Origin of the sequence: Escherichia sp. MOD1-EC6819 (genome assembly GCF_002965765.1) — a bacterium.
In the GTDB taxonomy this organism is placed as follows: Bacteria; Pseudomonadota; Gammaproteobacteria; order Enterobacterales; family Enterobacteriaceae; genus Escherichia; species Escherichia ruysiae.
Genome location: NZ_PTRG01000010.1, coordinates 45,912 through 58,834, shown reverse-complemented (window position 1 = coordinate 58,834; position 12,923 = coordinate 45,912). Strand labels below are relative to the sequence as shown.

General features: G+C 51.7%; 13 protein-coding genes. 8 read left to right on the top strand and 5 right to left on the bottom strand.

Annotation, left to right across the window (positions count from 1 at the left end):
- The first annotated feature begins 24 nt into the window (after window positions 1-24).
- The gene (locus A7Z06_RS15520) at window positions 25-978 is read left to right on the top strand and encodes a LysR family transcriptional regulator (protein ID WP_000679976.1); all 954 of its coding nucleotides are present in this window, start codon (window positions 25-27) and stop codon (window positions 976-978) included.
- Window positions 979-1,018: 40 nt separating this feature from the next.
- On the opposite strand, the gene pgl is transcribed toward A7Z06_RS15520, so the two are convergent.
- A complete protein-coding gene (gene pgl, locus A7Z06_RS15515; RefSeq protein WP_000815435.1) occupies window positions 1,019-2,014 on the bottom strand; it encodes a 6-phosphogluconolactonase in 996 nt (331 codons plus the stop codon).
- Between the two features lie 154 nt (window positions 2,015-2,168).
- Between pgl and ybhA the strand changes: the two genes are divergently transcribed.
- Window positions 2,169-2,987: a bifunctional pyridoxal phosphate/fructose-1,6-bisphosphate phosphatase gene (ybhA, locus tag A7Z06_RS15510; RefSeq protein ID WP_010347396.1), complete on the top strand. Its 819-nt coding sequence runs from the start codon at window positions 2,169-2,171 to the stop codon at window positions 2,985-2,987.
- Here ybhA and modC read toward each other — a convergent pair whose 3' ends face one another.
- The 4 genes from modC to acrZ all read right to left on the bottom strand — a co-directional run bounded on the left by modC (window position 2,988) and on the right by acrZ (window position 5,827).
- Window positions 2,988-4,046 carry a molybdenum ABC transporter ATP-binding protein ModC gene (modC, locus tag A7Z06_RS15505; RefSeq protein WP_000891678.1) on the bottom strand — a complete coding sequence of 353 codons (1,059 nt, stop codon included), beginning with the start codon at window positions 4,044-4,046 and terminating at the stop codon, window positions 2,988-2,990. It lies immediately after the preceding gene.
- 2 nt (window positions 4,047-4,048) lie between these two features.
- Window positions 4,049-4,738 (bottom strand): molybdate ABC transporter permease subunit, encoded by a 690-nt coding sequence (modB, locus tag A7Z06_RS15500; RefSeq protein ID WP_000604034.1) that lies wholly within the window; start codon window positions 4,736-4,738, stop codon window positions 4,049-4,051.
- Window positions 4,738-5,511, bottom strand: coding sequence for a molybdate ABC transporter substrate-binding protein (gene modA / locus A7Z06_RS15495; RefSeq protein WP_000113010.1), 774 nt, complete (start codon window positions 5,509-5,511; stop codon window positions 4,738-4,740). The genes modB and modA overlap by 1 nt, the downstream gene beginning before the upstream one ends.
- A 166-nt stretch (window positions 5,512-5,677) precedes the next feature.
- Window positions 5,678-5,827, bottom strand: coding sequence for a multidrug efflux pump accessory protein AcrZ (gene acrZ, locus A7Z06_RS15485; RefSeq protein ID WP_000891515.1), 150 nt, complete (start codon window positions 5,825-5,827; stop codon window positions 5,678-5,680).
- Window positions 5,828-5,955: 128 nt separating this feature from the next.
- Here acrZ and modE point away from each other — a divergent pair, with 128 nt between their 5' ends.
- The 6 genes from modE to galM all read left to right on the top strand — a co-directional run bounded on the left by modE (window position 5,956) and on the right by galM (window position 12,793).
- Window positions 5,956-6,744 (top strand): molybdenum-dependent transcriptional regulator, encoded by a 789-nt coding sequence (modE, locus tag A7Z06_RS15480; RefSeq protein ID WP_001147441.1) that lies wholly within the window; start codon window positions 5,956-5,958, stop codon window positions 6,742-6,744.
- 67 nt (window positions 6,745-6,811) lie between these two features.
- Window positions 6,812-8,284, top strand: coding sequence for a molybdate ABC transporter ATP-binding protein ModF (modF, locus tag A7Z06_RS15475; protein WP_105279485.1), 1,473 nt, complete (start codon window positions 6,812-6,814; stop codon window positions 8,282-8,284).
- 250 nt (window positions 8,285-8,534) lie between these two features.
- The gene (gene galE / locus A7Z06_RS15470) at window positions 8,535-9,551 is read left to right on the top strand and encodes a UDP-glucose 4-epimerase GalE (protein WP_001265450.1); all 1,017 of its coding nucleotides are present in this window, start codon (window positions 8,535-8,537) and stop codon (window positions 9,549-9,551) included.
- Between the two features lie 9 nt (window positions 9,552-9,560).
- On the top strand, window positions 9,561-10,607 hold the full coding sequence (gene galT / locus A7Z06_RS15465; protein ID WP_000191495.1) for a galactose-1-phosphate uridylyltransferase: 1,047 nt from the start codon (window positions 9,561-9,563) through the stop codon (window positions 10,605-10,607).
- A gap of 3 nt (window positions 10,608-10,610) precedes the next feature.
- Entirely contained in the window at window positions 10,611-11,759 is a 1,149-nt protein-coding gene (galK, locus tag A7Z06_RS15460) for a galactokinase (RefSeq protein WP_000053447.1), read from the top strand.
- Window positions 11,753-12,793, top strand: a complete 1,041-nt coding sequence (gene galM / locus A7Z06_RS15455; protein WP_000931411.1) for a galactose-1-epimerase — start codon at window positions 11,753-11,755, stop codon at window positions 12,791-12,793. Before galK ends, galM begins: the two co-directional genes overlap by 7 nt.
- The last annotated feature ends 130 nt before the right edge of the window (window positions 12,794-12,923 follow it).

The following is a 12,923-nucleotide window of genomic DNA, read 5'->3' as shown; positions in this document are numbered from 1 at the left end:
CCGCTTCCATTTTCCGGAGTAATAATGAAGCATGAGTTATCAAGTATGAAAGCATTTGTCACGCTGGCAGAGTCCAGTTCATTTAACAATGCTGCTAAATTACTTAATATTACGCAACCTGCATTAACGCGCAGAATAAAAAAGATGGAAGAGGATTTACATATTCAACTCTTTGAGCGTACAACTCGCAAGGTTACTTTAACAAAAGCGGGGAGAATGTTGCTTCCTGAGGCGCGGGAATTAATAAAGAAATTCGATGAAACACTGTTTAATATTCGCGATATGAATATTTATCATCGTGGTATGGTGACATTAGCGTGTATTCCTACCGCTGTTTTTTATTTCTTGCCGTTGGCAATTGGCAAATTTAATGAGCTATATCCCAATATTAAAGTGCGAATTCTGGAACAAGGCACGAATAATTGCATGGAATCGGTGCTGTGCAACGAATCGGACTTTGGCATAAACATGAACAACATCACAAATTCATCCATCGATTTTACGCCACTGGTCAACGAGCCGTTTGTGCTGGCCTGTCGGCGTGACCACCCATTAGCCAAAAAGCAGCTGGTGGAATGGCAGGAACTGGTAGGTTACAAAATGATTGGCGTGCGCTCCTCCAGCGGCAACCGACTGCTGATTGAGCAAAAATTGTCCGACAAACCCTGGAAGCTGGACTGGTTTTACGAAGTGCGTCATCTTTCGACGTCATTAGGACTGGTGGAAGCAGGACTGGGGATTTCGGCGCTTCCTGGCCTGGCAATGCCTCATGCGCCCTATTCTTCTATTATTGGTATCCCGCTGGTGGAACCCGTTATACGTCGGACATTGGGGATTATTCGTCGCAAAGATGCCGTGCTTTCTCCGGCAGCAGAACGCTTTTTTGCCTTGCTGATTAATTTGTGGACTGATGATAAAGACAATTTATGGACCAATATCGTCGAACGCCAGAGACATGCGTTACAGGAGATGGGGTAATACCCCGGCGCAGGAAATACTGCGCCGGGTAACTCAACGGTTAGTGTGCGTTCACCACCACCCACATCGGCCCCTGCCCGACCGCATAGCGACCTTTTTCATGCAGTAGCCCCTGCTCGCCGACAATTTCGTAAACTGAGATGTGGTGAGATTTTTGCCCGGCGGCAATCAGATACTTGCCACTGTGATCAACGTTAAAGCCGCGCGGCTGGGTTTCCGTTGGCTGGAAACCTTCTTTGCTCAACACGCTGCCATCTTCCGAAACGCTGAAAACGGTAATCAGACTGGCGGTACGGTCACAGGCGTATAAATGACGACCATCCGGAGTAATATGAATATCAGCCGCCCAACGGGTGTCGGAGAAGTTTTCCGGCATCATATCCAGCGTCTGGACACATTCGATATTGCCGTGCGGATCTTTCAGTTCCCAGACATCCACTGAACTGTTTAACTCATTGACGCAATACGCATATTGTTCGTTTGGATGGAACACCATATGACGCGGCCCGGCGCCTTCAACGGTCGTCACTTCCGCCGGGTCCTGCGCTACCAGATGACCATCATCGCTGACCGTAAACAGGCAGATGCGATCCTGCTTTAATGCCGGAACCCACAGCGTGCGGTTATCCGGTGAGATATTGGCGGAATGGCAGCCGTCCAGCCCCTCGACCACATCGACGACGCCCACTGGCAGGCCATCTTCCAGTCGCGTTACGCTCACGTTACCCGCATTGTAAGAACCTACAAAGACAAACTGTCCCTGGTGATCGGTAGAAATATGCGTCGGGCTACCCGGCAGCGCCGACTCTGCGGCGAATGTCAGTGCACCATCGTCCGGGGCGATACGATACGCCAGGACGCGAAACTCAGGGCGAACGCCAACGTAGAGATAACGTTTGTCCGGGCTGACCACCATCGGCTGCACCTGCCCCGGCACATCAACAACCTGCGTCAGCGTCAGTGCGCCTTCATGATTCAGGTTCCAGACGTGAATTTGCTGGCTCTCAGGGCTGGCGATATAAACTGTTTGCTTCATGAATGCTCCTTTGCATTTAGCAACTGACTGTAACAGCTAAAATTAGTCGCTTTTGGCGGTGAATGCTGAATTAAAGCGCAGAATTTTGTCCGATAGTGGTATCGGTGTACCATTCGCTCAGACGAAAATTCTTAACCTTAATCTGGAATACGCCATGACCACACGCGTGATTGCTCTCGACTTAGACGGCACCTTATTGACCCCGAAAAAGACCTTGCTTCCTTCATCGATAGAAGCCCTGGCCCGCGCTCGCGAAGCAGGCTATCAATTAATCATCGTCACAGGTCGCCATCACGTCGCTATTCATCCTTTTTATCAGGCGCTGGCGCTGGATACACCTGCTATTTGCTGTAATGGCACCTATTTGTATGATTATCATGCAAAAACCGTGCTGGAAGCCGATCCAATGCCCGTAAACAAAGCCCTGCAACTCATTGAGATGCTGAATGAACACCACATTCACGGCCTGATGTATGTGGATGATGCAATGGTGTATGAACACCCGACCGGGCATGTCATTCGTACTTCTAACTGGGCGCAAACCCTGCCACCAGAACAGCGTCCTACCTTTACCCAGGTTGCCTCACTGGCCGAGACGGCACAAGAAGTTAAGGCGGTGTGGAAGTTCGCCCTGACGCACGATGACCTGCCGCGATTGCAGCATTTTGGTAAGCATGTTGAACATGAATTGGGACTGGAGTGCGAATGGTCCTGGCACGATCAGGTTGATATTGCACGCGGCGGCAACAGCAAAGGTAGACGCCTGACGAAATGGATTGAGGCGCAAGGCTGGTCGATGGAAAATGTGATTGCGTTTGGCGATAACTTTAATGATATCAGTATGCTGGAAGCCGCCGGAACGGGTGTGGCGATGGGCAATGCCGATGACGCAGTAAAAGCCCGCGCCAATATTGTGATTGGAGATAACACCACCGACAGCATTGCTCAGTTCATTTATAGCCACCTGATTTAATCAGGCGGTTATCGACACACTTTTAATTTGCGCGTACAGCCACAGGCCTGGTCTGATTGCCAGTTCATCCCTCGCCCACGGGCTAATACGCGCCCACAGCTTTTTACCCCCGACTTCCAGTTCGACCTCCACCTGGCCGTTGTCGTCATAGCTATTGACCACTTTTGCGCGCAACACGTTACGAATGCTGGTTTGCTGCGGAGGCTGTAAAACCAGCGAGACATCGGAAGCCTGAATGCGAATACGTAGCGCAGCTTGCAGCGGCGCGTCCAGCTTATTGACCCACAAATGCTGATCGCCCAGCGCCAGCGCGGTCATTGCGTAATGCGGGTGATGTTCCAGTATCGACACTTTCAGAATGCTACTTTGTTGCTCTTTCGGCAGCCACGGATTCATCACGCTACTACCCCAGACTTCTTCCAGCGCGCCAAAGGCTTTCACCTGACCGTTTTCCAGTACCATCACTCTGTCTGCCAGATGGAGGATCTCATCCAGCGAATGGCTGACATACAACATCGGAATGTTGATTTCCCGCGTCAGACGTTGCAGATAAGGCAACAGTTCGCGTTTACGCGGAATATCCAGTGACGCCAGCGGTTCATCCAGCAACAGCAATTCCGGCGCTGTCAGCAAAGCCCGCCCAATCGCCACACGCTGTTTTTCGCCACCGGACAGGCTGCCAGGTAAACGGTCAAGTAACGGTTCAATGCCTAAAAGCGCCACCAGCTTGTCGAACTGATCGACCATGCTTTTCGCCATGCCGTAGCGCAGATTGCCACGCACTTTGTAATGCGGAAACAGCCGCGCATCCTGAAACACATAGCCAACACGACGCTTTTCTGGCGTCAGGCAGATACCTTTTTCGGCATCATTTAGTACCCGACCATTGAGGACAATCCGCCCTTTTTGCGGACGCGTCAGTCCACTGATGGCGTTAATCAGCGAGGTTTTTCCGGCACCGGAGACGCCAAAGATAGCAGTGATGCCGTTGGCGGGCAGCGTTTCATTAATGGTCAGGCAATGGTTGCCCAACGTCTGGGAAAAATTCAGTTCCAGCATGATTAGCGCCCCGCCCGCTCACGGCTGATTCTGGCCAGCCATTCTGAAATCAACAGAGAGATCATCGCCAGCGCAATAGAGATGATGCAAAGTCTCGCCGCACCGCTTTCCCCGCCAGGAGTCTGGATCAAAGTATACATGGCTGAAGGAATGGTTCGCGTTTCACCAGGAATGTTAGAAACAAAGGTGATAGTTGCACCAAACTCACCGAGCGAACGAGCGAAAGCCAGCACCGTACCGACAATAATTCCTGGTAAGGTCAGCGGTAACGTAATAGTAAAGAAAACGCGCCAGCGCCCGGCTCCCAGTGTTCTTGCGGCCTGTTCCAGTTTGACATCAACCCCTTCCAACGCCAGACGAATTGCCCGCACCATCAGCGGAAACGACATGACGGCGGCAGCGAGAACCGCACCGCGCCAGCTAAAGGCGAAGGTAATGCCAAACCAGTCATACAGGCGTTCACCGATAAATCCGCGCCGTCCCATAGAGACTAACAGCAAGTAACCAACGACCACGGGCGGTAACACCAGCGGTAGATGCAGTACGCTGTCGAGCAGAGCTTTGCCCGGAAACGTGCAACGCACCAGTAACCAGGCAAAAAAGATCCCAAACGGCAGGCTAAACAGCACAGCCAGGGAAGAAACTTTCAGGCTTAGTAAAACCGCCTGCCATTCTGGATCGGTCAGTATCATTACTTAGTTGTAAATCCGTAACGTTTAAAGATTTCCGCAGCCTGCGGTCCCTTCAGATAATCATAAAATGCTTTCACTGCCGCATTGTTATGCCCTTCAACAACAGCAACCGGATATTCCACTTTTTTATGTGAATCTTCCGGGAAGGTGGCAACCACTTTTACCCCTTTGCTGGCAACTGCGTCAGAACCGTAAACAATACCCAGCGGTGCTTCATTGCGTTCAACCAGCGCCAGCGCACCACGAACATCTTCCGCCGGAGCCAGTTTCGGGGAGAGCGTATCCCATGCGCCCAGTTTTTGCAGTGCTTCTTTCGCATAAATGCCAGCGGGGACATGTTCCGGATCGCCAACCGCCAGGCGACCGCCATTCAGCAGCGAAGTCCAGTTGGTTTTACTGTCGATAGTGAAATCTTTCTGTGCACTGGTTTTCGGTGCTACAACGACCAGACTATTGCCGAGCAATGTCTGGCGCGTGGCAGTATCGATCGCTTTTTTATCAACCGCATAATCCATCCATTTCTGATCGGCAGAAATAAACAGATCCGCAGGCGCACCCGCTTCAATCTGACGAGCCAGGGTAGAAGACGAGGCGAAAGAAGAAACGACGTCCACGCCTTTCTCTTTTTTATATTGCGTAGCGATGTCCTGCATTGCGTTGGTCAGTGATGCTGCCGCAAAAACTGTAATCTTCCCTTCGTCTGCCAGCGCATTGCCTGCAAGAGTTAAAGAGAGCGCCGCTCCGGCAAACAAGTTCAACCATTTACGAGCCATTGGTAACCCCTTCATGTAACGTTATGTAGGCAACAATATAACGACTGATTCAGAATTTTCCCAGCAGTTATTGTTAACCTTTGAGAGGTAGCTAGAAAAAATATCGGCAGGAAAAGCAGGAAGTTGAGAAAAAAGAAAATGCCCGACTAAGCGGGCATTTAGGGAATCAATGATTTTGTCCGGGCTGGTCTTTTTTACCAACACCAGAAAAGATGTTGAATACTTCACCAAGACCGTAAATCAGACCCAGGATGATGGCCATCACGACAGGTACCATGATTACGGCGAATACCAGACTTTTTAATAACTCTAACATGGTCAACTCCAGATATAGTCCTGTCACTATTCTAACCGCTAAGCACAGAAAAGCACTCCCCTTTTGTGCGGTCAGCTTTGCGTGGCGTTCGTTTTCCGTCACAATAAGACTTTTGCCAGGACATTGTTATGCAGGCCGAAATCCTTCTCACCCTTAAGCTTCAACAAAAGCTCTTTGCCGACCCACGCCGCATTTCGCTACTAAAACACATTGCCCTTTCCGGTTCTATCAGCCAGGGGGCGAAAGATGCCGGTATCAGCTATAAAAGTGCCTGGGATGCCATTAACGAGATGAATCAGTTAAGTGAGCATATTCTGGTTGAGCGTGCAACAGGCGGTAAAGGTGGCGGCGGCGCAGTACTGACCCGCTATGGTCAGCGGCTGATTCAGCTCTATGACCTCCTGGCGCAGATCCAGCAAAAAGCCTTTGATGTATTAAGTGACGACGACGCCCTGCCGCTGAACAGCCTGCTGGCAGCTATCTCACGTTTTTCACTGCAGACCAGCGCCCGTAACCAGTGGTTCGGCACCATCACCGCCCGCGATCATGATGACGTTCAACAGCATGTTGATGTCTTACTGGCTGATGGTAAAACACGATTAAAAGTCGCGATTACCGCGCAAAGCGGCGCGCGCCTGGGTCTGGATGAAGGCAAAGAAGTATTGATACTGCTGAAAGCGCCGTGGGTAGGTATTACTCAGGACAAGGCGGTCGCACAAAACGCCGACAACCAATTGCCGGGCATTATTAGTCATATTGAGCGCGGCGCGGAGCAGTGCGAAGTATTAATGGCGCTACCCGACGGGCAAACCCTGTGCGCTACGGTGCCGTTAAATGAAGCAGCTTCTCTTGAGCAAGGGCAGAATGTCACGGCCTACTTTAATGCCGACAGCGTAATTATCGCCACGCTGTGCTAAGCGTGTTGACAATTTGTTATGAAACACGTATCCCTGTCAGTAATCGCTGCAAAAAATGGGATACAAAATGTCATCGTTGCAAATTTTGCAAGGCACGTTTCGTCTTAGCGACACAAAAACGCTGCAATTGTCTCAGCTAACGTTAAACGCGGGTGATAGTTGGGCGTTTGTCGGTTCAAATGGCAGCGGGAAGTCGGCGCTGGCTCGCGCGCTGGCCGGTGAACTTTCGCTTTTGAAAGGCGAACGGCAAAACCAGTTTTCCCGCATCACTCGTCTCTCCTTCGAGCAGTTACAAAAGCTCGTCAGCGACGAATGGCAGCGGAATAATACCGATATGCTGAGTCCTGGCGAAGCTGACACCGGGCGTACCACGGCTGAGATCATTCAGGATGACGTTAAAGATGCACAGCGTTGTGCGCAGCTGGCACAGCAGTTCGGTATTACCGCCCTCCTCGACCGACGCTTTAAATACCTTTCCACTGGCGAGACGCGTAAAACCCTGCTCTGTCAGGCGCTGATGTCAGATCCTGATTTACTGATTCTTGATGAACCATTCGATGGCCTTGATGTTGCCTCACGTCAGCAACTGGCAAAACTGCTCGCCTCGTTACATCAGTCTGGTATTACTCTGGTACTGGTGCTCAATCGCTTCGATGAGATCCCGGAATTTGTCCAGTTTGCCGGAGTGCTGGCGGATTGCACGTTAGCGGAAACTGGCGCGAAAGAAGAACTGTTCCAACAGGCACTCGTCGCACAACTGGCGCACAGCGAGAAACTTGCTGGCGTGCAGCTACCAGAGCCAGATGAACCTTCAGCACGTCACGCCTTACCCGCCAGCGAACCGCGCATTGTGCTGAACAACGGCGTGGTTTCTTATAATGATCGCCCCATTCTTAATAACCTTAGCTGGCAGGTGAATCCAGGCGAACACTGGCAAATTATCGGGCCAAATGGCGCGGGAAAATCGACGTTATTAAGCCTGATTACTGGCGATCACCCGCAAGGTTACAGCAACGATTTGACGCTTTTCGGACGACGCCGTGGCAGCGGCGAAACCATCTGGGATATCAAAAAGCATATCGGTTACGTCAGCAGTAGTTTGCATCTGGATTACCGCGTCAGCACCACTGTGCGTAATGTGATCCTTTCTGGCTATTTTGATTCGATTGGCATTTATCAGGCCGTTTCGGATCGCCAGCAAAAACTGGTGCAACAGTGGCTGGATATTCTCGGCATTGATAAACGCACCGCAGACGCCCCTTTCCATAGCCTTTCCTGGGGACAACAGCGTCTGGCATTGATCGTCCGGGCACTGGTGAAGCATCCGACCTTGCTTATTCTTGATGAACCATTGCAGGGGCTTGATCCACTCAATCGCCAGCTTATCCGTAGATTTGTTGATGTGCTGATTAGCGAAGGTGAAACGCAGTTGTTGTTTGTTTCACACCACGCCGAAGATGCGCCAGCCTGTATTACCCATCGTCTGGAGTTCGTGCCGGACGGTGACCTCTATCGTTATGCGCTTACCAAAATAAATTGAGTGACTGTGCCGGATGCGGCGTGAACGCCTTATTCGGCCTACGGTTTAACGCATCCAGGCATGAAAACGCGCTTTTTTTCAGATAAAAGGCGCAATCATTCATAAACCCTCTGTTTTATAATCATTTAATTGCGCATAGAAAATGGCTAAATTTTTGTGTAAACGATTCCACTAATTTATTCCATGTCACACTTTTCGCATCTTTGTTATGCTATGGTTATTTCATACCATAAGCCTGATGGAGCGAATTATGAGAGTTCTGGTTACCGGTGGTAGCGGTTACATTGGAAGTCATACCTGTGTGCAATTACTGCAAAACGGTCATGATGTCATCATTCTTGATAACCTCTGTAACAGTAAGCGCAGCGTACTGCCTGTTATCGAGCGTTTAGGCGGCAAACATCCGACGTTTGTTGAAGGCGATATCCGTAACGAAGCGTTGATGACCGAGATCCTGCACGATCACGCTATCGACACCGTGATCCACTTCGCCGGGCTGAAAGCCGTTGGCGAATCGGTACAAAAACCGCTGGAATATTACGACAACAACGTCAACGGTACTCTGCGCCTGATTAGCGCCATGCGCTCCGCGAACGTCAAAAACTTTATTTTTAGCTCCTCCGCCACCGTCTATGGCGATCAGCCCAAAATTCCATACGTTGAAAGTTTCCCGACCGGCACACCGCAAAGCCCTTACGGCAAAAGCAAGCTGATGGTGGAACAAATCCTTACCGACCTGCAAAAAGCCCAGCCGGACTGGAGCATTGCCCTGCTGCGCTACTTCAACCCGGTTGGCGCGCATCCGTCGGGCGATATGGGCGAAGATCCGCAAGGCATTCCGAATAACCTGATGCCATACATCGCCCAGGTTGCTGTAGGCCGTCGCGACTCGCTGGCGATTTTTGGTAACGATTATCCGACCGAAGACGGTACTGGCGTGCGCGATTACATCCACGTAATGGACCTGGCAGACGGTCACGTCGTGGCGATGGAAAAACTGGCGAACAAGCCTGGCGTACACATCTACAACCTCGGCGCAGGCGTAGGCAGCAGCGTGCTGGACGTGGTTAATGCCTTCAGCAAAGCCTGCGGCAAACCGGTTAATTATCATTTTGCACCGCGTCGCGAAGGCGACCTTCCGGCCTACTGGGCGGACGCCAGCAAAGCCGAGCGCGAACTGAACTGGCGCGTAACGCGCACTCTTGACGAAATGGCGCAGGACACCTGGCACTGGCAGTCACGCCATCCACAGGGATATCCCGATTAAGGAACGACCATGACGCAATTTAATCCCGTTGATCATCCACATCGCCGCTATAACCCACTCACCGGGCAATGGATTCTGGTTTCACCGCACCGCGCTAAGCGCCCCTGGCAGGGGGCGCAGGAAACGCCAGCCAAACAGGTGTTACCTGCGCACGATCCAGATTGCTTCCTTTGCGCAGGTAATGTGCGGGTGACAGGCGATAAAAACCCCGATTACACCGGGACTTACGTTTTTACCAATGACTTTGCGGCGCTGATGTCCGACACGCCAGACGCGCCGGAAAGTCACGATCCGCTGATGCGTTGCCAGAGCGCGCGTGGCACCAGCCGGGTGATCTGCTTTTCACCGGATCACAGTAAAACACTGCCAGAACTCAGCGTTGCAGCATTGACAGAAATCGTCAAAACCTGGCAAGAGCAAACCGCAGAACTAGGGAAAACATACCCGTGGGTGCAGGTTTTTGAAAACAAAGGTGCGGCGATGGGGTGCTCTAACCCGCATCCGCACGGTCAGATTTGGGCAAATAGCTTCCTGCCTAACGAAGCTGAGCGTGAAGACCGCCTGCAAAAAGAATATTTCGCCGAACAGAAATCGCCAATGCTGGTGGATTATGTCCAGCGTGAACTGGCAGACGGTAGTCGTACCGTTGTCGAAACCGAGCACTGGTTAGCCATAGTGCCCTACTGGGCTGCCTGGCCGTTCGAAACGCTACTGTTGCCTAAAGCCCACGTTTTGCGGATCACCGATTTGACCGACGTCCAGCGCAGCGATTTGGCGCTGACGTTGAAAAAGCTGACCAGTCGTTATGACAACCTCTTCCAGTGTTCCTTCCCCTATTCTATGGGCTGGCACGGCGCGCCGTTTAATGGCGAAGAGAATCAACACTGGCAGCTGCACGCGCACTTTTATCCACCTCTGTTGCGCTCTGCCACTGTACGTAAATTTATGGTCGGTTATGAAATGTTGGCAGAGACCCAGCGTGACCTGACGGCAGAACAGGCAGCAGAGCGTTTGCGCGCAGTCAGCGATATCCATTTTCGCGAATCCGGAGTGTAAGAAATGAGTCTGAAAGAAAAAACACAATCTCTGTTTGCCAACGCATTTGGCTACCCTGCCACTCATACCATTCAGGCGCCTGGGCGCGTGAATCTTATTGGCGAACACACCGACTACAACGACGGTTTCGTTCTGCCCTGCGCGATTGATTATCAAACCGTGATTAGCTGTGCGCCACGCGATGACCGTAAAGTTCGCGTAATGGCAGCCGATTATGAAAATCAGACTGACGAGTTTTCCCTCGATGCGCCCATTGTCGCGCATGAAAACTATCAATGGGCGAACTACGTTCGTGGCGTGGTGAAACATCTGCAACTGCGTAACAACAGCTTCGGCGGTGTGGACATGGTGATCAGCGGCAATGTGCCGCAGGGTGCCGGGTTAAGTTCTTCCGCCTCACTGGAAGTCGCGGTCGGAACCGTATTGCAGCAGATTTATCATCTGCCGCTGGACGGCGCACAAATCGCGCTTAACGGTCAGGAAGCAGAAAACCAGTTTGTTGGCTGTAACTGCGGGATCATGGATCAGCTAATTTCCGCACTGGGTAAGAAGGATCATGCCTTGCTGATCGATTGCCGCTCTCTGGGAACCAAAGCCGTTTCCATGCCGAAAGGTGTGGCTGTCGTCATCATCAACAGTAACTTCAAACGTACCCTGGTTGGCAGCGAATACAACACCCGTCGTGAACAGTGCGAAACCGGTGCGCGTTTCTTCCAGCAGCCAGCCCTGCGCGATGTCACCATTGAAGAGTTCAACGCGGTTGCGCATGAACTGGATCCGATCGTGGCGAAACGCGTGCGTCATATCCTGACTGAAAACGCCCGTACCGTTGAAGCAGCCAGCGCGCTGGAGCAAGGCGACCTGAAGCGTATGGGCGAGCTGATGGCGGAGTCTCATGCCTCTATGCGCGATGATTTCGAAATCACCGTGCCGCAAATTGACACTCTGGTAGAAATCGTAAAAGCTGTGATTGGCGACAAAGGTGGCGTACGCATGACCGGTGGCGGATTTGGCGGCTGTATCGTCGCGCTGATCCCGGAAGAACTGGTGCCTGCCGTACAGCAAGCTGTCGCTGAACAATATGAAGCCAAAACAGGTATTAAAGAGACTTTTTACGTTTGTAAACCATCACAAGGAGCAGGACAGTGCTGAACGAAACTCCCGCACTGGCACCCGATGGTCAGCCGTACCGACTGTTAACTTTGCGTAACAACGCAGGGATGGTAGTCACGCTGATGGACTGGGGTGCGACTTTACTTTCAGCCCGTATTCCGCTTTCCGATGGCAGCGTCCGCGAGGCGCTGCTCGGCTGCGCCAGCCCGGAATGCTACCAGGATCAGGCCGCGTTTCTGGGAGCCTCTATTGGTCGTTATGCCAACCGTATCGCCAATAGTCGTTATACCTTTGGCGGTGAAACCGTGACGCTTTCGCCAAGTCAGGGTGTTAACCAGCTGCATGGCGGCCCGGAAGGGTTCGACAAACGCCGCTGGCAAATTGTTAACCAGAACGATCGTCAGGTGCTGTTTGCCCTGACTTCAGAAGATGGCGATCAAGGCTTTCCGGGGAATCTCGGCGCGACGGTGCAGTATCGTCTGACCGACGATAACCGTATCTCTATTACTTATCGCGCCACAGTTGATAAACCTTGCCCGGTGAATATGACTAACCACGTCTATTTCAACCTCGACGGCGAGCAGTCTGACGTGCGTAATCACAAGTTGCAGATTCTGGCGGACGAATATCTGCCGGTTGATGAAGGCGGCATTCCGCACGACGGCCTGAAATCTGTCGCCGGGACATCTTTTGATTTCCGCAGTGCCAAAATCATCGCCAGTGAGTTTCTTGCCGACGACGATCAGCGCAAAGTGAAAGGTTACGATCACGCGTTTTTGTTGCAGGCCAAAGGTGATGGCAAGAAAGTGGCGGCGCATGTCTGGTCAGCAGATGAAAAATTGCAGCTGAAGGTCTACACCACCGCTCCGGCTTTGCAATTTTACTCCGGCAACTTCCTCGGCGGCACGCCGTCACGAGGAACCGAACCTTACGCCGACTGGCAAGGGCTGGCTCTGGAAAGCGAGTTTCTGCCGGACAGCCCGAACCACCCTGAATGGCCGCAACCGGACTGCTTCCTGCGTCCTGGCGAAGAGTATTCCAGCCTGACGGAATATCAGTTTATTGCTGAGTAATGTTAAGCCCTCGTCATGAGGGCTTTATCTTCATATTGTTCAAATCACCAGCAAACACCGACATATTTGCAACTCAATATTCACAACAACCTTACACTGCGACACTATTTTCGCTATGGTTATGCGTAAG

Bases quoted from the DNA above. Each gene is read 5' to 3' on its own strand.
- A7Z06_RS15520 (WP_000679976.1), top strand. From the start codon at position 25: ATGAAGCATGAGTTATCAAGTATGAAAGCATTTGTCACGCTGGCAGAG.
- pgl (WP_000815435.1), bottom strand. From the start codon at position 2,014: ATGAAGCAAACAGTTTATATCGCCAGCCCTGAGAGCCAGCAAATTCAC.
- ybhA (WP_010347396.1), top strand. From the start codon at position 2,169: ATGACCACACGCGTGATTGCTCTCGACTTAGACGGCACCTTATTGACC.
- modC (WP_000891678.1), bottom strand. From the start codon at position 4,046: ATGCTGGAACTGAATTTTTCCCAGACGTTGGGCAACCATTGCCTGACC.
- modB (WP_000604034.1), bottom strand. From the start codon at position 4,738: ATGATACTGACCGATCCAGAATGGCAGGCGGTTTTACTAAGCCTGAAA.
- modA (WP_000113010.1), bottom strand. From the start codon at position 5,511: ATGGCTCGTAAATGGTTGAACTTGTTTGCCGGAGCGGCGCTCTCTTTA.
- acrZ (WP_000891515.1), bottom strand. From the start codon at position 5,827: ATGTTAGAGTTATTAAAAAGTCTGGTATTCGCCGTAATCATGGTACCT.
- modE (WP_001147441.1), top strand. From the start codon at position 5,956: ATGCAGGCCGAAATCCTTCTCACCCTTAAGCTTCAACAAAAGCTCTTT.
- modF (WP_105279485.1), top strand. From the start codon at position 6,812: ATGTCATCGTTGCAAATTTTGCAAGGCACGTTTCGTCTTAGCGACACA.
- galE (WP_001265450.1), top strand. From the start codon at position 8,535: ATGAGAGTTCTGGTTACCGGTGGTAGCGGTTACATTGGAAGTCATACC.
- galT (WP_000191495.1), top strand. From the start codon at position 9,561: ATGACGCAATTTAATCCCGTTGATCATCCACATCGCCGCTATAACCCA.
- galK (WP_000053447.1), top strand. From the start codon at position 10,611: ATGAGTCTGAAAGAAAAAACACAATCTCTGTTTGCCAACGCATTTGGC.